Origin of the sequence: Paenibacillus sp. FSL K6-1566, from assembly GCF_038050475.1 — a bacterium.
Classification (GTDB): domain Bacteria; phylum Bacillota; class Bacilli; order Paenibacillales; family Paenibacillaceae; genus Paenibacillus_AQ; species Paenibacillus_AQ lactis.
The window spans coordinates 4453142-4473645 of the sequence record NZ_JBBOSR010000001.1 but is presented as its reverse complement, the minus strand read 5'-3'; the positions used below and the strand labels follow the sequence as shown (position 1 = coordinate 4473645).

Sequence of the window (20504 nt, the reverse complement as noted above, 5' to 3'; positions counted from 1 at the left end):
GCCTCTCATGCCATGTAGGCTTGCTAAAGCACGAACCTGGTTCAGCTGGAAGGTATCCGTTACGTAATGATAACGCGAAGGATGGAGGGAAACTTATGCCCTATGCCGCATACGATGATGCGGAGCTGATGCGGATCCAGTCGGAGACGTTATACCTGCTGGACGGCCGAAGGCGGATCATCGGCATCAATGAGCCGTCGCAAGCCGCCGAAACGGCAGTGTTCGTTGGCACAACACGCTTCGGACGGGAGGTGCTGGTAGCGGCAGATATGCCGGACCCCATGGAGGAAGAGCTGCGGATGCAATGCGAACGGGGGACTAACATGAGCATCGTGCAGATGAGCAAGACGATCGAGACATACATGCCGGTAAAGCAGATATGGGTCGGGCCGGCCTATGTGTTCCCGGACAAACCGATCGAGCCAGCAGCCGATCCGGGCATCGTGTTCATTGATCAATCCAACGCAGACTTGCTGGAGACCTACTTTTCAGAGATCAAGTCGGAGCTTGAGGAACGCCTGCCGGTCATAGGCTGTGTGATCGGCGATACGGCCGTATCCGTCTGCTGCTCGGCCCGGACTTCCGCCAAGGCGGCGGAGGCAAGTCTCAGCACGGCCTCCGATTTCAGGGGGCGGGGACTCGCTGCCAAAGCGGCAGCACGATGGGGCTGGGAGATTCGGCGGTTGGGGCGTATTCCGCTATACAGCACGGCTTGGGACAATCTGAGCTCACAGCGAATTGCCCGCAAATTGGACCTTTATCAGTACGGGACGGATTTTCATATCACCATTCAGAGGAATCGCTTATGATTCAAACGCTGATTGTCGTCTTTGTCCTAACGATGGTCATTCATACGGCGGAAACATTGTCCTACTCGATCCGTTATGCAGGCGTTAAGCTGAATAAAATAGCGGTAGCGCTGTCACTGACGGGCATCGTCCTGCTGGTGTCGCGGACCTCGAATTTAATCCAGGCCCCGCTCACCGCCAAATTCGTGGATTACGCCGAAGAACACACGTCATTTGACGTGCTCTCCTATTTTCGGATCATATTGCTTGCCGCTTCGATCGGCACCATCGCAGCCATTGCGCTGTTCCCGACCTTCGTCAACCTGTTCGGACGAATCATCAACAAGCTTGAAGTAGCCGGCTCCATCCCGAAGCTGATCTCGAGCGTGACGGTCGGTCAGCTCAAAAATACAAGGCATTACATAAAGAAGCCCAATCTCAGCTTGAGCCAGTTTCGATATTTGGGCGTGCCCAACCGCTTTATTTTACTTCATGTCGTCGTGACCGCTTTTTATACCGTCGGGGTGCTTTCGTCGTTGTATGCGGCTCATCTCGTGCCCGCGCATAGCACCATGGCCTCCCAAGCCTCGGGGTTAATCAACGGCATGGCTACCATTATTTTAACGATTTTTATCGACCCTCAGCTAGGCCTGATCACCGATAAAGCTACGCGGGATGAAGAAGCGGAGAATCAGCTGGGCAAGGTGTATACCATGCTCATGGTTTCGCGATTCTTCGGAACGATGCTGGCCCAGCTCGTCATCGTTCCCGCTGGATATATGATCAGCGTTATTGTCGGCTGGCTTTAGAGGAAGTCAACCTATCCGGGATTATGGGATGCAATGATGGAGGATGATGATGCTATGATTTCATGGAAACGGATCGCGCTTGAATCAGTATTGTTCGCCATCGCGGTATGCGGCGGATATATGTTGTTCGGGGTCTTCCAGGGAATGATATTGACTCAAACCTATGTGCCCGACATTCAAAGCCAGTATGAACATGTTGAACATCTGCAGTCCCAGGTATCCTTCGGCGCTGTACTGCGCGGTGGAAAACTAATTACGGTACAGGGCGCGGCCCTATTTCTGATGCTGTGCGGCTTGTATGGAAGCATAAGATATGCGTTTGCCAGGCGGAAGCGCTGACTCGCAGCATTTTTTTCGCTTGGTTTTTAGCGGCTCTCAGGATAGCGGCATAAGTCGTCACATGCAGGTGGCCAATCCCATGCGACAGGGAGGGAGCACGTTCGAACAATAAATCGTTAATATATTACACCTAAGATGCCCCCGCCTAAGAAACGGGGGTTGTGCTTTGCAGTATTTAGGCGCACTGTAGAAGAAGCTTGTTTTATTTCGGAGGCTCACAAAGCCATGAACGATCAGGATATTATAGCCGCAGTTCTTCGCGAATTGGATCACCCAATTACTCTGGAACGATGCCGGAAATTCGAATAAACGGGTCTGAATTAATATGTAAGCGCTATATTTTTTGCTTGACAGCCCAATTGTGAACGGTTTATGCTAAATCTGCGGTCCATTGGATGACCCAATTAGTGATTGTCATGAAGGATAGAGAGGGAAATCATATGACCATTAAGAAGATTAAATATCATCGGGTATATGAGGACGTCATTGAACAGATCAAAAATTTGATTTTAGAAGGAAATCTGAGCCCCGGCGATGTTCTGCCGACCGAGCGTGAGCTGGCGCAATCGTTCGGGATCAGTCGCGGAACGCTGCGGGAGGCCTTCCGCATTCTCGAGCGGGAAGGGCTGATCGAAGCAAGGCCCGGAGGGGGGCGTTTTCTCAGCAAGGCGCTGGATGTTGCGGAGGACCGAAGCCGAATTCTCGACAATATCGAACGGGCGACGATCATTGAGCTGCTGGAAGCCCGGGAGCTGTTCGAGACGGGCATTGTGGAGCTGGCGGCCAAGCGGGCAACGGAAGAGGATATCGCCGACATCGAGGCGGCCTTTGAGAAGTGGGGACAGGTCGGGTTAGATGACGAAGACCGTTCCAAGCCGGATCAGGCCTTCCATTTATCGATCGCGAAGGCCACGCATAACGTCGTGCTCGTGAATATGATCGAGCTGCACATGGACCTGCTCCAGCGCACCTTGAACAAGACCCAAGCGATCCCCGGTCGCAAAAGCGAGGTCTATGAGGAGCATCTGCTTATTTTACAGGCGATTAAGGAACGCGATCCGGTGAAGGCAAAGCTCGCCTTGCTGAACCATCTGAGCCGGGTGAAGGAGAACATACAGAACAATTACATTCATGCATAGCAGGGGAGTGGCTTCCCCTTTTTTAACACAAATTGGATAATCCAATTATCCAATGGGCATGAGTGAATATTTTGGTAAAGAGGGACTGCAGATGAATACAGACATTCGAATTTTATCCCCCTGCGGGATGCTTGGATACGGGTTTCCGGAGCAATCCTTCATGAACGGATTGAAGTACGAGCTGCACGGCATTGTGGTCGATGCTGGCTCAACCGACGGGGGACCGCATAAGCTGGGCGCCGGCGTATCCATCGTCAGCAAGCGCGCGGTAAAGAAAGACCTGAAGATCATGCTATCTGCCGGCCTCCCCCGGAACATCCCGATCATCATCGGCTCAGCCGGCGGTTCCGGCGCCAGAACGCATGTCAATTGGACGCTTGCGATCATTGACGAAATATTGAGCGAGCTTGAGATGGAGGCGAAGGTATCGGTAATCTGGGCGGACTTCACGCAAGACGAAATCCATCAGGCGAAGAGGGAAGGACGCATTCAGCCGCTTAGCCCGAACATCCCGCCGCTGACGGATGAGATGATCGATACGACAAAGAGCATCGTGGCCCAAATGGGACATGAGCCTATCGTGGAAGCGCTTCAAGCCGGCAGCGAGATCATTGTCTGCGGCCGCGCTTATGATCCGTCCCCTTTCGCAGCGATCGGCATATTCCACGGGAAGGACCCGGGGCTCTCCTACCATCTCGGCAAAATTCTCGAATGCGGCGCGCTGTGTGCAGAGCCCGGCACGACGAAGGACAGCATACTTGGCACCATAGGGGAAGACAGCTTTACCGTTCAGTCCCTGAATCCGGCACGCACCTGCAGTCCAACCAGCGTTGCGGCCCATACCTTCTATGAGAAGGAGCATCCGTACATCCTGCACGGGCCCGGCTTTACGCTGGATCTGGAGGATTGCCGGTTCGAAGAGACGGAGCCCGGCATCGTCCGCGTCAGCGGAAGCCGGTACCTTCCTGCCGAGAAATACTTCGTCAAATTGGAAGGAGCAAGGCGCGTCGCCTACCGCACCTTCGTGATTGCGGGGATCCGCGACCCGATTCTGATCGGGAAGCTGGAGGAGGTCGAGGATTACGTCCGAAGTCAGGCGAGAGAGTATTACAGCGAAATTCCCGAATCGGATTACCAGATCCGGTTTTACAATTACGGGAAGAACGGCGTACTCGGCAGCAAAGAGACGGAGCCCTTCCAGGGGCACGAGGTCGGGGTGATGTTCGAAGTGGTTGCGAGGACGCAGGAGCTGGCTAGCAGCATATGCGCCACCGTCCGATCGACCTTCCTGCATTACGGCTATGAGGGCCGGAAGGCAACGGCCGGCAATCTGGCGTTTCCATTCGCCCCAAGCGATATCGAGTTCGGCCCTGTTTACGAATTCTCCGTGTATCACCTGATGGAATTGACCGACAATGCGTTCCGTATCGAGTTTCGAAAGGGAGGTTATAAGCATGACCGTGCTCGGTGACGTGGCGAAGGTGCTGCGGAGCAAGAACTCCGGCCCCTTCGAGATTACATTGGACGTCCTGTTTGATTCCAAAGACGATTATGACAGAGTTAAACAATCCGGCTGCATTACGAAACGAACCATCTGCGATCTGTACCGGGTCAAGGAGGAACAGATTCACCATCTGGTGTTTTTTGACCAGGCACTCGGCTTCAAAGTGACCATCTCGCGGGATATTTCGTCGGGCAGCGTCGGCGACCGCGATGTGTACGGAGCACAGCAGCATGCTCCGCTGATGAAGCTGGCCATCCATCAATCAGAGGAGGAGTAGACGATGAAGGTGCTCAGACGCTTGAGGCAGGATTGGGTATTGTACGCCATGCTGGCCTTACCTCTGCTCTACTTTTTCATCTTTCACCTGATTCCGCTCTATGGCATGAAGCTCGCCTTCCAGGATTATCGCATTCTGGGCGACCATGTCTGGGTCGGCTGGAAGCATTTCAAGACCTTGTTCAGTTCGCCGGCCTTCACCAGCGTACTGGAGAACACGATCATTATCAGCTTGATGAAAATCATCTTCGTATTCCCGATTCCGATCATGCTGTCCCTGCTCATTAATGAAGTGCGCAGCAGCAAATACCGCAAGTATGTGCAATCCGTCGTCTATCTGCCGCACTTTCTGTCCTGGGTCGTCATCGCGGGGATCTGGATCAGCCTGCTGAATCCGGCGGACGGCGCGGTCAATCTGATTGCGAATTTCTTTCGATTGCCGTCGGTCGATTATATGACCAGCAAAGAGCATATCCGCTGGGTGCTTGTTTTCTCCGAAATTTGGCGGAGCGCAGGCTGGGATTCCATCATTTATCTGGCCGCGATCATGAAGATCAGCCCGGGATTATACGAGGCCGCAAAAATCGACGGCGCCACCCGGCTCCAGCAAATGCGGTACATTACGCTTCCTCATTTGTACAGCACGATTGTAACCGTCTTCATTCTGAACCTCGGCTTCTTCATGAATGCGGGCTTCGACCAAGTGTTTAACTTTATGAACGATTCCATCATCAGCGTGGTGGACATTCTGGACACCTACGTATACCGGATCGGTATCGGAAACGGGCAGTTTGCGTATGCAACCGCGGCTAGTCTGTTCAAAGGCGTCATCGGGATCGTCCTCATCCTGGGCACGCATTTCATTTCGAAACGCATCTCGGGCAAGGGCGTCTGGTAAAGGGGGAGAATGATGAGACGGCTGGAGTTTTCGAAAATCGTCATATATGTCTTGCTGTTCCTGTTCACGCTCATGGTGCTGGTTCCCATCCTGAACCTGCTGGCGCTATCCTTGACGGACCCGGGCAAGGCCCACCTGATGGGCGGTCTGGATATCGTGCCGAAAGGCTTCACAACGATCAATTATCAGCTGCTGTTTGCCAATCCGCTGATTACAGGCAGCATCATGAATTCGGTGTGGATAACCGCTGCGGGGACGTTTCTGAATCTGCTGCTGACGTCCATGGCCGCATATGTGCTGGCGAGAACGGAGTTTATCGGCAAAAAAGCGGTGCTGTTTCTCCTGATCGTCATTATGGTATTCGAGCCGGGCATGATTCCGGAGTATCTGCTGATTAAAGATCTTGGACTTATGAATACGCTTACCTCTTTGATTCTGTATAAGGCGATTAACGTGTACTACCTGTTTATCTTGATGCGGTTCATTCAGGATATTCCGGAGGAGATATTGGAAGCCTCCCGGATGGATGGCGCCGGGCATTTCCGGCTCTACACCCGGATCATTCTGCCGCTGTCGAAGCCGGGGCTTGCCACGCTGGGACTGTTCTACGGCGTGTACCACTGGAACGAATATTTTCGGGCGACGCTGTACATCTCGGAGCCGGGCAAATGGCCGCTTCAGGTGGTGTTGCGGCAGTTCGTCGTCCGCAAGGACAACACGTCCTTGATGGGCAATCAGAATATGTTCGACAGCGCCATCAATTTCGATTTTGCTTCCTTGCAGGCAGGGACGATCATCATCGCGATCGTGCCGCTGCTGTTCCTATATCCTTTCATTTTGAAATATTACGCCAAGGGCGAGCTTGAAGGAGGGGTCAAGGATTAAGCCGGGAAGGCAAGATGTATCCGCCGCGTACGTTCATTTTCTAAAAAGGGGAGAACAAACCAATGAAAAAGGTAAGCCTGTTGTTAATCGTTGCCATGCTGGTTATGGTCATGTCCGCATGCACATCGAACTCTAACTCGAACGCGCCGGGCGCCGGGCAGGAGCCGGAAGCGGCAAAGCCTGACGGAAGCGGGGATCCCGTGACGCTGAAGATCGTGTATAAGGATGAGGGGACGGCCAATCCGGTCTCCGTAAAATTTTTCGAAACGCTGGAGAAAGCATTGGCAGAAGATGAGGGGCTGAACGTAAAGTTTGAGCTCGTCGATCTGGCGCAAGGCAGCTATGCCGAGAATTTGAATCTGCTGCTGCTCGGCGGCACGATTCCGGACATCATCTATTTCCAGGGCGGCGACCAGCAAATCTCGGAGCAGGGACTGCTGGAGGATCTGACGCCGTATATCGAAAAATCCAAGTACATCAAGGACATCATGGAGCCGCATAACAAAACCCGCATGGAGAGCTATCCGTATCTAATGTGGATCAAGCCGCTCGCGCCGAAAGCGCCGGTGATCCGCGCCGACTGGTTCAATGCGATGGACAGCTCGAAAGCGCTGATCGAAAATCCGACCGTCGACAATTATTACGCCTTCTTTAAAGAGCTGGTGGAGAAAAAGCCGGGCGAAGGCAAGCCTAGTTATGCGCTGACCGCCGCCGGCGATATTGCCGAGATCAATTTCATTTTCAATACCGCTTTCGGCCTTGACACGACTTGGCTCAAGAAGGCTGACGGAACGTATGAATATTCCAAGGTATCCCAGAACGAGAAGGAAAAGCTGACCTTCTATAACAAGCTTTACAAGGAAGGTTTGCTGGACCCGCAATTCATCACGAAGCAGTGGGACACGAAGGAGGATGCCTTCTATAAAGGAGATGCGGCCGTAATTACAGGCACCGTCGGCAAAATCTTGGATCTGTACGACGGAAGAATGCAGGATCTGGGAGGCAAGGAGGCCGAGCTGATCGTGCTGCCGCCTGCCAAGGGAGACGGAGGCCAGGGCTTCGGGGCAACCGACGTAACGAAGGAATCCCGCGGACTCGCGATTTCTTCGCAGTCCCCTCACAAGGATATTGCCTTCCAGGTGTTTGATTACTTGGCAAGCCCGAAAGGACAAATGCTGGACCGTTTGGGATTCGAGAACGAGCATTTTACCGTGGAGAACGGCGAGATTGTGCTGAACGACAAATATTACAGCGAGTGGTATGCACGCTTCTGGGAGCCGACCGAGATGAAATCGGAAACGCCGCTGAAGACGCCGCTGCTTGGCAAGCCGGGAACGGAGTCGCTGAGCATGGCTTCGGAGTTTTACACCGAGGACAACAATTTCCTGATTCCCGATCAATTCGTTGCCAACTGGGATGCGATGAACAATCTGTATAAGGAATACTCGACCGATTTCATTACCGGCAAGAAGGACCTGTCCCAGTTCGATGAATTTGTTGAAGCTTGGTATGCTGCCGGAGGTACGGAAATAACGAAATATGCTAACGAGAACATCAAGTAAGGAGCTTGAAGCTGATGACATCCTTTCGTGACCGAGTAAGGGGCGTGGTCCTATCGACTGCGCTCGGGGATGCCTTGGGGGCTCCCGTCGAGAAGCTGACCTATGCGGAGATCAAGTCCAAATACGGCCGGGTGGAGTCGCTGATGACCAAGTGGCATAAGGCGGATCTTCCCGCCGATGTCCGGCTTGGCAGGATGCGGGGGGACGGCATCGTTACGGACGATACGCTGATGACCATCGCGCTGATGAAGGTGTATATGACCGAGGGCAGGCATTTGGACGCCTACGACATGGGCAATGAATTCGTGAAGGAAATCGCATTTCGCAAGACCTACGTCCCGGAGCTGGATCAAGAGACGCTGATTATTGATCGGCTGTTTTACCCGGAAAAATATATCTTCATGCGCCATGTGCTGGCAAACTGCGATCCGCGGGAGGGCGGCATCGGCAATATGGTCAACTGCGGTGCGGCGATGTACATCGCCCCGATCGGAATCGTCAATGCTTGCCATCCAAAAGCGGCTTATGATGAAGCGATTCTGTTCGCGATGGGCCATCAGAGCAGCTACGGACTGGAGGCTGCCGGTGTGCTTGCAGCCTGCGTTGCCAAAGCCTTCGAGCCGGGCGTGACGGTGGACGATATCGTCCGTACGGCGATCGCCCTCGCGAAGGACGGCACAAAAGCTGCGATCGCCGAACTGACGGAAGCGGCCCGAGGCTTGCGTCCGTTCCGGGACGATATGGACAGGGTCGTTGAGACGTTCCAAGAGATCCTGCTGAAGTACTCGCCGATGGGCGATGACGTCAGCCGTCATATCGACAAGTTGGGCGTTCCAAGCAACCATTACACACCGAGCCGGCTGTGGTCGATTGAGGAGCTGCCGCTTGCGCTTGCCTTTATGGTGCTGAATGACGGCGAGTATTACCGGACGATTCTGGACGGCGTCAATTCCGGCCGGGATACCGACTCCATCGGCGTTATGGCCGGCGTCATCCTTGGCGCTATGCATGGCTATGAAGTGATTCGGACCGAGGACATCGAGCAGTTAAACAAGGTGAACCGTCTGGATCTATGCGGCATCGCCGACCGCTTCTCCGAAATCGCAGCCGGAATCATCGAGGAGGATCTGCGGATTTATGAAAGCAGAAAACGAGTATGGATGGATGAGTTGCTTTAAACCTTTGAATTTAAAGCGTTGAATATGAACCGTTAGATTCGAACCGTTATCAAGCAACCTGATCTGAAGAATTGTCGGTCGTTTCAGCAGGATTTCGTTATCCAAGAGAGCAGGAAATCCGGACTGTGACTTGCCGGACTTGCCAGGGGCGGTAAGGCTTATTTTGAGGGAGACATCGGTATTACACGAGGCTACCGAGCTTGCCGCCCCGATCAAGGAATGAAAGAAGGAACATGACTGGCCTTGGCACAACTTGTTCAACTGGCTGGGAGGGAGAGTGGACGTTTATGTTACCTGAGAATTATGTAGAGTCGGTCTATGCCGGATTTATCGGCATGAACATCGGCATTCGGCTGGGAGCACCCATTGAGCCAGTGGCTTGGACCTACGAACGTATACGTGACGTATATGGGGATATCCGCGATTATGTGAAGCCGTATACCACGTTTGCGGCAGATGATGATGCGAACGGGCCGGTGTTTTTTATACGGGCGCTTTATGACGATGCAGCAGACCGGGAATTGGAGCCGGAGGATGTCGGCAGAGCTTGGCTCAATTATGCCCGCGAAGGCATCGGCATGTTCTGGTGGGGCGGGGAGGATGTCAGCACGGAGCATCGTGCCTACGTGAACCTCCGCAAAGGAATCCCCGCTCCGAAGTCCGGCTCGATCGAGGTGAACGGAGAGGAAATGGCGGAGCAGATCGGAGGCCAGATCTTCATCGACTCCTGGGGGCTGCTGTTCCCCGGGCGGGCGGAGAAGGCCGCCGAATACGCGGAGAAGGCGGCGAGCGTATCCCATGACGGCAACGGGCTCTATGGCGCACGCTTCATGGCTGCGTGCATCGCCAAAGCTTTCGATGCAGCTTCCGTCGGTGAAATCATAAGCGAAGGGCTGCGCATGATTCCGGCAGATTCTACGTATGCACGCGTCGTGCATGCGGTCCTGGATTTCCATCGCGAGCATCCCGAAGATTTCAGGGCATGCCGGCAATACCTGGAGGACCACTGGGGCTATGATAAATACACCGGGGTGTGCCATATTATCCCGAATGCCGGCGTATGCGTGCTTGCCCTGCTGTATGGCGAAGGGGATTTCGCCCGTACGGTCGAGATCGCGTCGATGTGCGGCTGGGATACAGACTGCAACGCAGGCAATGTCGGCAGCATTCTTGGTGTATACGGCGGTCTGGCCGGCATTCCGGACCACTATCGCAAGCCGATCAATGATTTTATCGTTGCCTCGAGCGTATCCGGCTATTTGAATCTGGTCGACTTCCCCACCTTCGCCAGGGAGCTTGCGCTGCTCGGCTATCGGCTGAACGGAGAAACGGCCCCTCAGGATTTGGTGGAGCGCGTGAAGCCGGGCGAGGTGTACTTCGATTTTGATCTGCCGGGCTCAACCCACGGCTTCCGCACCAGCAATCCGTTCAAGACGCCTGTTGTCAGGCACTCGGTGCAGCATTCATATGACGGCAGGGGCTCGCTCGAAATTGTGTTTGACCGATTGGTTGAGGGTGACAGCAGCAAAATTTATTACAAGCCGTTCTACCGAAGAGCCGAGTTCAATGACGAGAAATATAAGCCGACCTTTGCTCCGCTGGCCTATAGCGGTCAAACCGTTTCTGCGAAAATCTATGCGGATCAATGGGAGGGTGAGCCGGTCACGCTGACACCATACGTACGCAACACTTATAATAGAGAAGAAATATTGCTGAGCCCGGTTACGCCGGAGAATGGAAAGTGGAACGATGTCGAATGGGTGATTCCGGATACCAATGGGGCCATGATCGATGAGATCGGCTGGATCTTGGAGAGCCCTTCCCCTCTCGCAGACCGAGCCATCGGCCGGCTGTTCATCGGACAGTTCCGCATTACGGGCGAGGCGAAATACGCCATCGATTTTTCCAAGCAGGCCAAGGAATTCGGCTCAGTCACCCCGTTCTCCCACCATCGGGGAGTATGGGAGCTGCGCGATGGCGCACTCTGGGGGAAGGCAGAAGGGGATGCCTCATCCTACTCTGGCAATTACTATGCGAAGGACATGGAGGTCGAAGCGGTTATCACGCCGATCTCGGGGGACAGCCATTGTCTCATCGTAAGAGCGCAGGGCGTGATGAGGCACTATTTGGCCGGCTTTGACGGTCCGAACGCCGTATCGTTTATCAAGCAGGATTTCGGAGTGAAACGGCTCATCACCGCAAGATACGATTGGGAGCATGGGCAGGAATATCATTTCAAGCTGAAAGCGCAGAAGGATCATTTCACTTTGTATATCAATGGAGAAAGTGTTCTGGAGTGCAAGGACGCTGCATTTGAACACGGCATGTTCGGGTTCGGCTGTCTGGAGGATGGGGAGCTCGAAATTCGAAAGGTTCAGGTCCGAACGTCCGTATCGTAACTAGAGACAACAAGGGAGGAGATCGATGTGGGTAAGCTGTACGTCATTGGCAGCATCAACATGGATGTGGTCAGCAGCGTATCGCAGTTCCCGCTGCCGGGGGAGACGATTCACAGCAGCGGAACGTCCTTCTTCCCCGGAGGGAAAGGGGCGAATCAGGCCGTGGCCGCCGCAATGGCCGGCGCGGAGTGTGCGATGATCGGAGCGGTCGGCCAAGATCCGTTTGGCGATACGCTCGTTTCTTCCCTGGAGGATCGGGGAGTAGAGGTGAAGTCCGTTCTAGCCAAGGAAGGCACCTCGGGCATGGCGATTATTACGGTTAATGAAGAAGGCGAGAATCATATCGTGTTGTCAGCGGGAGCCAACGGCCAATTAACGGAGGCTGATGTCCAAGCGGAGGTCCGCTTTGAGGATGTTTATGCAGTCCTGCTGCAAAATGAAATCCCGTGGGAGACAAACGTGGCTGTCATTCAGTCTGCGAGTGCAGCGGGGGTTCGCGTCTGGCTGAACCCGGCTCCTGCTCGGGCTTTGCCTCCGTCGCTGTTTCCGCTGCTGGATACATTGATTCTGAATGAGACGGAGGCGGCTGCCGTCAGCGGCGTGAAGGTGGAAGACCCGATGACGGCCGAGCTTGCCGCAGGGAAATTGTTAGGCCTGGGAACGGAGAACGTGATCGTTACACTGGGAGAGCAGGGATGCTTCTATGCAAATCGCCGAGGAGAACGGATCACCGTGCCGGCTTGCCGCGTGAAGCCCGTGGATACGACGGCCGCAGGCGATACCTTTATCGGTGCATATGCGGCAGCGAGTTCAGGGGGCATGGCAACCGAAGCTGCGCTTCGATTCGCTGCAGCTGCCGCCGCGTTAACGGTCACACGGCCCGGTGCACAGGCTTCCATCCCGTCCAAGCAGGAAATCGAGTTGTTCTTGGAGAAGCAGCCGGCATCAGCTCATTGATGGAGCACTTCTGTTCGGAGGATTTACCCTAAGCAGCCAATAGCCAATAAGCTATAGAGGACGTTTACTTAAAGCTCCCTCTATGGTTTTTTGGCTTTTTCTTAAGACTGGGCGGCTTGAACAATGTTCAAATTTTAAGTATGTACTCATTCAGCCATGTTCTTGCAACATGTTGCGGCACCCCCGTTCATACAATGTAGAGTCAGCGAAATGATGAATGAAACGGGGGATTGAATGTAATGGCCAAGCAAAAAAGAGGAAAGGCGCTGTGGCATCTGCCCAGCCGAGCCCGGGGCACGTGTCCGGTGTGCGGAAGCACGCGAACGAAGCTGCTGTATCCGCGGACGAAGACGGACGGAACGGCACTGAAGGTGTGCAAGCGCTGCGACGTCGCATCACAGGAGCGAATTGACGCGGCGGTCTGACCGGCGGTTGCGGTACTCAAAGGCGATTTGATTGTAATCAAGCCTCAAATCCTGCTCGGGTGGAGTCTCGATCTACTAAGGGGCTTTCGTTTGCTTAAAGGAATATCTTGTGAACTTTGCTGTATTGCCGGCAGGGATTAACTGGAATATAATAGGTTTACTTGTTGACTGAGCATAGACCGTTTTCCATTAGGAGGCGGTCTTTGGCTTTTTCGCGGGAGGATGTAATCGTTCGGACGAGCCTTCGCCGTTATTCCTTCTGTAACTATTTTTCTGAAAATGCAGCTAAGCCTTAAAGTTGTGCGCTCGGTTAAAATCAGTCTTGTTTTCAAAACTTGGATGTTACGGCATGCTTGCAGGAGGTGAATGGAATGTTAGAGGAACGCTTAAAGAGCTGGATCAGGGAGCATCAGCCATTAATGGCTGATTTGCAGCGGGTGCGGGAGCTGGACCTGCCGCAATGCTATATTGCTGCAGGCTATATCCGCAACTATGCGTGGGATATTCTCCATGGATATGATCGTTCCGATCGGCACAGCGATATCGATGTGGTGTTTTTTGATCCGGACGATGCTTCCGAGGACCGGGACGAGCATCTGGAGCGGAGACTAAAGGAAGAGACGCTGAATCCCAAGTGGTCCGTCAAGAATCAGGCCCGAATGCATATCAAGAATGGGGACGGGCCTTACCAGTCAACAGCAGATGCGATGTCGATGTGGCCCGAAACCGCTACGGCCATCGGGGCTAGGCTAAATCCGGCTGGAGGAATCGAGCTGATCTGCCCGTATGGACTGGAAGATTTATTCGGGCTTCGCGTCAGGCGCTCCCCCGCATTCTTAAAGCGTGAGTATTATCTGGAAAGGGTACTAAGAAAGGAGTGGGCGAGCCAGTGGCCGCTGCTTACGATTTTTGAGGATTAGCGCTTGAAGCCTGCCCTCATTTAGCGGCACATGTGGACATCGCCTAAGCTATGCCGCAACAGGAAGGGAGAGATCGAGATGAGTGATTTTCAGCAAGCCCGCGAGAAGGAAATAGCTTATCACGAGCAGTTTTACGATCAAACCGCATTGTTTGAGCAGGGGACCTGGCTGGCGCGGCCAGTAGCCGCGGTTATGGATCATCTGGAGCTGCTGAAGGTCCAGAACATGCGGGTTTTGGATTTAGGCTGCGGCGTCGGCCGGAACAGCATTCCGATGGCTCAGCGGATCCAGGACATGAACGGGACGGTCGTCTGTGTGGATCTGCTCGAGTCGGCAATCACGAAGCTGCGGCAGTATGCCGAGCAGTATGGCGTTGCGTCCCATATCGAGACGCACGTGGCGGATGCCCAGTATTTTCGAATCACGCCGGGCATGTATCATTATATTGTGGCTTGCTCCTGCCTCGAGCACCTCACCTCGGAGGAAGCGTTCGTTGCCAAGCTCGAAGAGATGCAGGAAGGCACCGCTCCCCTTGGTATCCACTGCATCATGATCAACACGAATGTAAAGGAAATAGATGTGGAGACGGGCAAGGAGCAGGAGGGCTTGATCGAACTGAATCTTCCAACGGAACGCGCCTTCTCGATCCTGCATCGTTTATATGCCGATTGGGAGATCCTATGTGAGCGGCAGGTCCATCAGGAAATTCCCGAGGTCCACGACGGCAGGGATATAATGTTTTGCGGCGAATGGATTACCTTCACTGCACGAAAAGGAGCGCGGTAAGTTTGGAGAAATATACCCATCTCGGCATTTATGGCGTATTGATTCGCAGTCAGCGCCTATTGCTGGTTCAGAAAGCCCGGGGTCCTCATCGGGGGAAATGGGATCTGCCCGGCGGATCGGTCGAGTTCGGAGAAGAGCCCGAGCGAACGCTGCAGCGTGAATTTCTGGAGGAGACAGGCCTATCGTCCGTCCAGGGAACGATTCGGACTGCGGTCTCCTATACGATGATCTATCAATATGATGAGAACAGGCTGGAGGAGCTCCATCATATCGGGATCATCTATGATGTTCAGCTGGCGGATGAGCCGGCAGGTTTGAAATCGGAAGGGGACGGCGAGGATTCGTTAGGCGCGGCATGGATTCCGCTGGAGCAGCTGAGCGGGCTGCCGCTGACGCCGTTTGCGGAGATGATGGCTGAACAGATCATGGGCGAGGACGATAAGCGGATCACGAAGAATGATCTCAAGCCGCACATGAGCGAGGAATAATTGGTTTTTCCAAAGTATTTTCTTGTGAAACGTAAAATACGGCTTCCGCGATCCAGGATCATCGAACCAGGAGGAGCATCGTGAAATGCAAAAAGCAGGCCCGAATCGGAGTGAAGCCGATTCAGGCCTGCTTCTGTATGTAATTCAGCTAGAATTTGAAAATATTGATCGTCTTCTGCAGCTGGAAGACAGCGTTGTTCATTGCCTCTGCTTCTTCGGCCATCTTCTTGATTGAGGTAATCCCCTCGTTCATGGAGGCGGATACCTGCTCCGTCCCTGCTGCGGACTGCTGGGTAATGGCCGAAATGTTCTGAATGGCGGCGGATATGCTCTGCGCGCTCTCCAGCATGGACTCGCTTTCCTTGGAGAAGGCGGCAATCTGCTCGGTGATGTACTGCACGCTGCTTACGATCTGCATGAAGACTTCCTCGGCTTCCCGGATCAGCTCCGTTTGTTGGCGCACGACATCCTCATTGATCTTAATGTTCTGGGTCGCATGCTTAATGTCTGCCTCAATGCTGCGAACCAGATTGAACACTTCACGCGTGGAGGAGGTCGATTCCTCCGCGAGCTTTCGAACCTCCTGGGCTACAACGGCAAAGCCGGCGCCGTGCTCGCCGGCACGGGCCGCCTCGATTGAAGCGTTTAATGACAGCAGATTCGTCTGATCGGCCAGCTCGGATATCGTTTCGGTAATTTTCGTAATGCCTTTGGCGTTTCGCGCGAGCGCATCAATGGATTCGGATACTTTGGCCGTTGCCTCGATATTTCGCAGCATGCCGGCCGATTGCCGGGATACCGATTCTCTTCCTTGCTCCACCAGCTGCAAAGTTGCCATCGACCGGGAGTTCATTTCATGGGTTGAGTGGGTGTAATTGCCGACCTTCTCCTCGATTTCCTTGATCGAGTCGGTCATTGCGGACACGTCCTCCGATATTTCGCCTGCTCCGACGGCCAGCTCTCCTGCAGAAAGCGATACCTGGTTCATGACCTGGATAAGCTCCTGATTTTTCGTTGATATATTCCGGCTTGAAGCCATGACGCTGCGGGTGATGTCGGAGGTTTCCTGAAGGATTTTGCGGAGCTTGTCCACCATGCTGTTGAAGGTTCTGCTGAGATCATTCATTCCGCCCATCTCTTCTACCTGGAAGGTAAAATCTCCTTTGGCAATTTTGGCGGAGACGCTGGAGATTTCGGAGAACGTGCTCGTAAGCGCTCTCTCAATGACACGGGAAAGTGGATAAGTGAGTCCGATTAGCACCGCAACAAGTACGATACCAATGACCGCTTTGCCTACGAGTATAAAGGCGATCAGCATTGGAAGCGCGAACAAGGCGGCAATGAGATAACAGGCTGCTGTGATTTTTTGAGCGATCGGGAGTCTGTTGAACCATGCCATACGAATGAATCCTCCTCAAGCTATATAGGATATTTTTACCATGATTATATCATCGTGCGACAAAAGTAGATACAAGGAATTACAAAATTTTCAATCAGGTGAGTCTAAAGACCCTGAATGAAACCCGGAAGATTCTGATCTAATGTTATCCTCGTACAGAACTCGTGAAAAAGAGAGCGGATTTGTGAACGCTTATGCGCTACAAACCCGCTCCAACGATTGTCTATTTCTCTGCCCGGAACAATGCGGAGGCCAAATATTCGGTGTTATCGAGAATCATGCGGTCATGCTTGAAGACCGTCTCCCAGAGTGCAAGGTCGAGCAATATTCCTTTATCCCGCTGCTCATAGGCATCCAGATGGCGTGTCTGTTCCTCCTTCAACTTCTCGTTGAAATGATTGTATTCCAGCACCTCGGCCTGCTTGAAGCCGCTGCCCAGCAGCGCATCGCGCCATTTCTCCCGGTCCATGAGGCGGGGGATGCCGAAGAAGGCAAGCAGCTCGTTGAGCTGCGGTTCAGGCATGCTCTTATCCAGAATCAGCTCCCTGTCCATTAAAATTCCGCCGGCATCCAGAACGCGGTAATATTCCGGAATGGAGCGCGACGTATCGGTGAAGACGGTGACCGACTCGGCCAGAATGACATCGAATTGATTGTCCGGAAAAGGCAGCGAGCATACGTCTGCCTGAAGAAATTCCACATCACTGCCCATCGCCGCTGCTCTTGCTTTTGCTTTTGTAATCATATGCTCATTCAGATCAATGGCCGTCACTTGGTAGCCTAGGCCGGCTAGGTGACAGGCCGTTCGGCCGGTTCCGCAGCCAACCTCCAGAATTCGGCTGCTCGGCCTGATAGGGTACGAATTCAGCATTCTCAGAGTGGCCTCGAATCCCCCGGGGTGGGCGCTGCCCATCCCTAATTTGGACAGCATGTTAATGTAATTCATCGAATGGATCCCTACTTTCGTTATCTGCATAAGGATATTTGTTTATTTACCATATGATTGAGGTACGTTTGGGGTTTTCGCTGAATTTACTATTTTGAGCCCTTTTTTTGAAGATATGAGCGGTTTGGGGGAAATACGCATGAAGATGGAGCCGATTCAGGCCGCAAGGAAGGTCGTGTCGGAACAATATCCGGATTGTCTGCTGGCTGTACTGGGGGGCAGTGCTTCCAGGGGAGAGCATAACGAGCACTCAGACCTTGACGTGATCATTGTAGAGAGAGAAGGCGAAGGGCTGAGGAGAAGGACGATTGAAGCTGCCGGCTGGATCGTAGAGCTGTTTATTTTATCTAGCTCCGGCTATCGCGAAGATTTTGACGCAGGCATCGTTGCGGCGAATCCGACGTTGCAGCGGATCATGGCTGAAGGCGTTGTTCTCTGCTCGCTACCGGAAGGGGAAGCCATTCGCGGGGAGGCCCAGGCTGATCTGGATTACGGCCCGCTGCCATTAACGATGTCCGATATTGACGCAGCCCGGTACATGATCACCGAATACATGATGGATCTTAAGCAGGCCAAAGGGGACGGGGAAGCCTGGTTTACCGTTCAAAAAATATCGACTTTGCTCTGCGAGTTTGTCCTGAGGGTGAACCGGCAATGGACGGGGGAAGGGAAGACGCTGTTCCGGCTGGTCTCCGGCTTCGATCCGCATTTTAGCGAGCGGTTGGTGCAAGCGCTGGAGGCGATGTACCGTACCCGGCAATCGCATCAGCTCATGAAGCTGTGCGAGCAGGTTTTGCTCCCTTACGGAGGCCAGCTGCTTGTCGGATATGAAGAATAAGGCCATCGGCTGGGGGAAAAGACAAGCGGTACAGCTGCCGTGACCGTCGTTCTTTCCGGCTCATACCTTAATATGTGATGACATCACGTATTTCAATAAATCCAGGAGGGATCGTCATGAGCGGAGCATATGGTGGAGATGTTTGGGGCACATCAACGGGTATTATACTGGTTCTCTTTATCCTGCTCGTAATCATCTCGCTTGCTTGGGTTTAATTCATCAAGGATACGCGGTGGATAGCACAAGGACTCGGCATATCGCCGGGTCCTTGTCTGCTTAAGCGTGCATATTATACGCTATTCTGCTTTGGCGATGGACTGTGCGCGGAGACGACAGCGGTCATCACGAGGTGGCTGGTATCTGTCTGGATGGCATGCTTGAACGCATCCTCGAGGGATTCGAATACGCGAGTGAGCGTTCCGTCGAGACGGCTTGCGTAATGGACGCTGCCCCCGAAGGTTCCCTTTTCCTTGGCGCGCTGCACTTCTCCGTAGATAATATCCATATAATGCTCGGTTCCGAGCGGATACAAGGCGAACTGGCAGGCGGTTTCAATATCCGCGTGTGGTCCAAGCTCGCTGTTTAACACCCCGGAATCCTCAGACATATAGACATCCGCATCCGTATCGCCTGGGCAGCCGATGGAGTAGGTCCCATTAAAGACTGTATGTACGCCGGAAGCTGCCGCATGGGCGAATATCGCACGGGTAACGTCAAATACGTGCTCGGCACGTCCGCGAACACAAGTACTGACATCATCGGTATGAATCCATACCTTATCCGTATGCACAGACTCCAACGCCCCCACAATCACTTCGACGAAGCGGTCCGTCATCGGAAATACCGAGAACCGGCAGCCAACAATCCGGCTGGTTCCGCATGCTAACTCATTCATTGTAGATTCCTCCTGCAGCATAAATTTGAGAACGCAAAATAACGCAAAAAAACCGCACCTTAAGGGATAAGTGCGGCGATGTCTACGCGAAAAAAACATAAACATGAACGCTACACTTCCCCACGCTAGCATGACCTAGATCGGGTAGTAAGGGTTAACGGCGGTTCCGCCGTTTCTCAGCACAAGGCACCCCTAGTACAGCAACACAAGATATGAAATTTTGCTTTGATTCCGGCCGGTCCAAGCTTTCGAAAGAGGGCGGCTTCTTACCTGGTAATTGTAACGTCTCGGCATCGAAAAAACAATGGCACCGCAGCAAAAAGCCGCCATGAGGAGCTTTAATAGGCTTCCTGATGGCGGCTCTTTGTCTTGTTTCGCTTACTTGTAAACTTTCACGCGATCTTCAAGCGGAGCAAATTCTTTGTCCCCTGGCTCAGCAGCCGGCTTGCCGAATGGCATTTGTGCAATCAGCTTCCAGTTTTCAGGAATGTTCCATTCAGCTTTTACTTTTTCGTCGATCAGCGGGTTGTAATGCTGCAGGGAAGCACCAAGTCCTTCGGCTTCCAGCATTGTCCAAACGACGAGCTGAAGCATGCCGTTCGACTGATTCGCCCATACCGGGAAGTTGTCGGCATAGAGCGCAAAGTTTTGCTGAAGCCCTGCGATGACATCGTTGTCCTCGAAGAACAGCACGGTGCCATAGCCTGCGCGGAAAGAGGCCATTTTCTCAGCGGTGGATTTGAATGCTTGCTCGTCGCCCACCACTTCCTTCAGAATGCCTTCCGTAATATTCCACAGCTTGTCATGCTGCTCACCAAGCAGAACGACCGCGCGTGCGCTTTGGGAGTTGAAGGAAGAAGGCGTGTATTTCACGGCATCTTTCACGATTTCTTGGATACGCTCATCGGAGATGACGGAATCCTTGCTGATCGCATAGTAGGAACGGCGATTTTTAAGTGCGGTAAGGAAGTCTTTAGACATGTTGATAAACCCTCCTGAGTCATGGTTTGGATTGCATACGCCTGATAAAAAGATGTCCTATCATTCAAGCAAATATGCATTAAGGTGATCGC

Annotated in this window: 22 protein-coding genes and 1 riboswitch; of the genes, 18 read left to right on the top strand and 4 right to left on the bottom strand. The window is 53.3% G+C overall.

The genetic code is table 11. The features are described from left to right. Positions 1-95: 95 nt before the first annotated feature. From NST08_RS19715 to NST08_RS19640, 16 genes are all read left to right on the top strand, one after another. Positions 96-809, top strand: coding sequence for a GNAT family N-acetyltransferase (locus NST08_RS19715; RefSeq protein ID WP_210094722.1), 714 nt, complete (start codon positions 96-98; stop codon positions 807-809). Beyond that, entirely contained in the window at positions 806-1597 is a 792-nt protein-coding gene (locus tag NST08_RS19710) for a lipid II flippase Amj family protein (protein ID WP_341342190.1), read from the top strand. The genes NST08_RS19715 and NST08_RS19710 overlap by 4 nt, the downstream gene beginning before the upstream one ends. Before the next feature lie 54 nt (positions 1598-1651). Next, on the top strand, positions 1652-1936 hold the full coding sequence (locus tag NST08_RS19705; RefSeq protein WP_007132190.1) for a hypothetical protein: 285 nt from the start codon (positions 1652-1654) through the stop codon (positions 1934-1936). Positions 1937-2376: 440 nt separating this feature from the next. Next, positions 2377-3075 carry a FadR/GntR family transcriptional regulator gene (locus tag NST08_RS19700; protein WP_007132189.1) on the top strand — a complete coding sequence of 233 codons (699 nt, stop codon included), beginning with the start codon at positions 2377-2379 and terminating at the stop codon, positions 3073-3075. A gap of 91 nt (positions 3076-3166) precedes the next feature. After that, positions 3167-4546, top strand: a complete 1380-nt coding sequence (locus NST08_RS19695) for an acyclic terpene utilization AtuA family protein (RefSeq protein WP_034273300.1) — start codon at positions 3167-3169, stop codon at positions 4544-4546. Then, positions 4530-4856 (top strand): DUF4387 domain-containing protein, encoded by a 327-nt coding sequence (locus tag NST08_RS19690; RefSeq protein WP_007132187.1) that lies wholly within the window; start codon positions 4530-4532, stop codon positions 4854-4856. Before NST08_RS19695 ends, NST08_RS19690 begins: the two co-directional genes overlap by 17 nt. A gap of 3 nt (positions 4857-4859) precedes the next feature. Further along, positions 4860-5753 carry an ABC transporter permease gene (locus tag NST08_RS19685; RefSeq protein ID WP_007132186.1) on the top strand — a complete coding sequence of 298 codons (894 nt, stop codon included), beginning with the start codon at positions 4860-4862 and terminating at the stop codon, positions 5751-5753. 9 nt (positions 5754-5762) lie between these two features. Continuing rightward, complete coding sequence (locus tag NST08_RS19680; RefSeq protein WP_232239323.1) at positions 5763-6638, top strand: carbohydrate ABC transporter permease; 876 nt, start codon at positions 5763-5765, stop codon at positions 6636-6638. Positions 6639-6700: 62 nt separating this feature from the next. Continuing rightward, positions 6701-8200, top strand: coding sequence for an extracellular solute-binding protein (locus tag NST08_RS19675; protein ID WP_007132184.1), 1500 nt, complete (start codon positions 6701-6703; stop codon positions 8198-8200). A 14-nt stretch (positions 8201-8214) separates the two neighbouring features. After that, complete coding sequence (locus NST08_RS19670; RefSeq protein ID WP_007132183.1) at positions 8215-9378, top strand: ADP-ribosylglycohydrolase family protein; 1164 nt, start codon at positions 8215-8217, stop codon at positions 9376-9378. Positions 9379-9665: 287 nt separating this feature from the next. Next, positions 9666-11777 carry an ADP-ribosylglycohydrolase family protein gene (locus NST08_RS19665; RefSeq protein WP_210094721.1) on the top strand — a complete coding sequence of 704 codons (2112 nt, stop codon included), beginning with the start codon at positions 9666-9668 and terminating at the stop codon, positions 11775-11777. 27 nt (positions 11778-11804) lie between these two features. Next, on the top strand, positions 11805-12734 hold the full coding sequence (gene rbsK / locus NST08_RS19660) for a ribokinase (RefSeq protein WP_210094720.1): 930 nt from the start codon (positions 11805-11807) through the stop codon (positions 12732-12734). Between the two features lie 239 nt (positions 12735-12973). Further along, a complete protein-coding gene (locus NST08_RS19655) occupies positions 12974-13159 on the top strand; it encodes a hypothetical protein (protein WP_007132180.1) in 186 nt (61 codons plus the stop codon). A gap of 371 nt (positions 13160-13530) precedes the next feature. Further along, positions 13531-14079 (top strand): nucleotidyltransferase family protein, encoded by a 549-nt coding sequence (locus tag NST08_RS19650; protein ID WP_210094719.1) that lies wholly within the window; start codon positions 13531-13533, stop codon positions 14077-14079. Positions 14080-14157: 78 nt separating this feature from the next. Beyond that, positions 14158-14865: a class I SAM-dependent methyltransferase gene (locus tag NST08_RS19645; RefSeq protein WP_210094718.1), complete on the top strand. Its 708-nt coding sequence runs from the start codon at positions 14158-14160 to the stop codon at positions 14863-14865. Between the two features lie 2 nt (positions 14866-14867). After that, positions 14868-15353, top strand: a complete 486-nt coding sequence (locus tag NST08_RS19640) for an NUDIX hydrolase (protein WP_144870805.1) — start codon at positions 14868-14870, stop codon at positions 15351-15353. A 148-nt stretch (positions 15354-15501) separates the two neighbouring features. Here the strand turns inward: NST08_RS19640 and NST08_RS19635 are convergent, their stop codons facing one another. Further along, positions 15502-16752, bottom strand: a complete 1251-nt coding sequence (locus tag NST08_RS19635; protein WP_007132176.1) for a methyl-accepting chemotaxis protein — start codon at positions 16750-16752, stop codon at positions 15502-15504. Positions 16753-16975: 223 nt separating this feature from the next. Then, the gene (locus tag NST08_RS19630) at positions 16976-17698 is read right to left on the bottom strand and encodes a class I SAM-dependent methyltransferase (protein WP_007132175.1); all 723 of its coding nucleotides are present in this window, start codon (positions 17696-17698) and stop codon (positions 16976-16978) included. A 139-nt stretch (positions 17699-17837) separates the two neighbouring features. On the opposite strand from NST08_RS19630, the gene NST08_RS19625 reads away from it, so the two are divergent. Next, the gene (locus NST08_RS19625; protein ID WP_028405362.1) at positions 17838-18536 is read left to right on the top strand and encodes a nucleotidyltransferase domain-containing protein; all 699 of its coding nucleotides are present in this window, start codon (positions 17838-17840) and stop codon (positions 18534-18536) included. Positions 18537-18652: 116 nt separating this feature from the next. Beyond that, the gene (locus NST08_RS19620) at positions 18653-18751 is read left to right on the top strand and encodes a sporulation protein YjcZ (RefSeq protein ID WP_007132173.1); all 99 of its coding nucleotides are present in this window, start codon (positions 18653-18655) and stop codon (positions 18749-18751) included. 74 nt (positions 18752-18825) lie between these two features. On the opposite strand, the gene NST08_RS19615 is transcribed toward NST08_RS19620, so the two are convergent. Both NST08_RS19615 and NST08_RS19610 read right to left on the bottom strand, forming a co-directional pair. Then, positions 18826-19431, bottom strand: coding sequence for a YkoF family thiamine/hydroxymethylpyrimidine-binding protein (locus tag NST08_RS19615; RefSeq protein ID WP_028405361.1), 606 nt, complete (start codon positions 19429-19431; stop codon positions 18826-18828). 100 nt (positions 19432-19531) lie between these two features. Further along, positions 19532-19635: riboswitch (TPP riboswitch) on the bottom strand. Positions 19636-19809: 174 nt separating this feature from the next. After that, positions 19810-20412, bottom strand: coding sequence for a nitroreductase family protein (locus NST08_RS19610; protein ID WP_028405360.1), 603 nt, complete (start codon positions 20410-20412; stop codon positions 19810-19812). Positions 20413-20504: the final 92 nt, after the last annotated feature.

Bases quoted from the DNA above. Each gene is read 5' to 3' on its own strand.
- NST08_RS19715 (WP_210094722.1), top strand. From the start codon at position 96: ATGCCCTATGCCGCATACGATGATGCGGAGCTGATGCGGATCCAGTCG.
- NST08_RS19710 (WP_341342190.1), top strand. From the start codon at position 806: ATGATTCAAACGCTGATTGTCGTCTTTGTCCTAACGATGGTCATTCAT.
- NST08_RS19705 (WP_007132190.1), top strand. From the start codon at position 1,652: ATGATTTCATGGAAACGGATCGCGCTTGAATCAGTATTGTTCGCCATC.
- NST08_RS19700 (WP_007132189.1), top strand. From the start codon at position 2,377: ATGACCATTAAGAAGATTAAATATCATCGGGTATATGAGGACGTCATT.
- NST08_RS19695 (WP_034273300.1), top strand. From the start codon at position 3,167: ATGAATACAGACATTCGAATTTTATCCCCCTGCGGGATGCTTGGATAC.
- NST08_RS19690 (WP_007132187.1), top strand. From the start codon at position 4,530: ATGACCGTGCTCGGTGACGTGGCGAAGGTGCTGCGGAGCAAGAACTCC.
- NST08_RS19685 (WP_007132186.1), top strand. From the start codon at position 4,860: ATGAAGGTGCTCAGACGCTTGAGGCAGGATTGGGTATTGTACGCCATG.
- NST08_RS19680 (WP_232239323.1), top strand. From the start codon at position 5,763: ATGATGAGACGGCTGGAGTTTTCGAAAATCGTCATATATGTCTTGCTG.
- NST08_RS19675 (WP_007132184.1), top strand. From the start codon at position 6,701: ATGAAAAAGGTAAGCCTGTTGTTAATCGTTGCCATGCTGGTTATGGTC.
- NST08_RS19670 (WP_007132183.1), top strand. From the start codon at position 8,215: ATGACATCCTTTCGTGACCGAGTAAGGGGCGTGGTCCTATCGACTGCG.
- NST08_RS19665 (WP_210094721.1), top strand. From the start codon at position 9,666: ATGTTACCTGAGAATTATGTAGAGTCGGTCTATGCCGGATTTATCGGC.
- NST08_RS19655 (WP_007132180.1), top strand. From the start codon at position 12,974: ATGGCCAAGCAAAAAAGAGGAAAGGCGCTGTGGCATCTGCCCAGCCGA.
- NST08_RS19650 (WP_210094719.1), top strand. From the start codon at position 13,531: ATGTTAGAGGAACGCTTAAAGAGCTGGATCAGGGAGCATCAGCCATTA.
- NST08_RS19645 (WP_210094718.1), top strand. From the start codon at position 14,158: ATGAGTGATTTTCAGCAAGCCCGCGAGAAGGAAATAGCTTATCACGAG.
- NST08_RS19635 (WP_007132176.1), bottom strand. From the start codon at position 16,752: ATGGCATGGTTCAACAGACTCCCGATCGCTCAAAAAATCACAGCAGCC.
- NST08_RS19630 (WP_007132175.1), bottom strand. From the start codon at position 17,698: ATGAATTACATTAACATGCTGTCCAAATTAGGGATGGGCAGCGCCCAC.
- NST08_RS19625 (WP_028405362.1), top strand. From the start codon at position 17,838: ATGAAGATGGAGCCGATTCAGGCCGCAAGGAAGGTCGTGTCGGAACAA.
- NST08_RS19620 (WP_007132173.1), top strand. From the start codon at position 18,653: ATGAGCGGAGCATATGGTGGAGATGTTTGGGGCACATCAACGGGTATT.
- NST08_RS19615 (WP_028405361.1), bottom strand. From the start codon at position 19,431: ATGAATGAGTTAGCATGCGGAACCAGCCGGATTGTTGGCTGCCGGTTC.
- NST08_RS19610 (WP_028405360.1), bottom strand. From the start codon at position 20,412: ATGTCTAAAGACTTCCTTACCGCACTTAAAAATCGCCGTTCCTACTAT.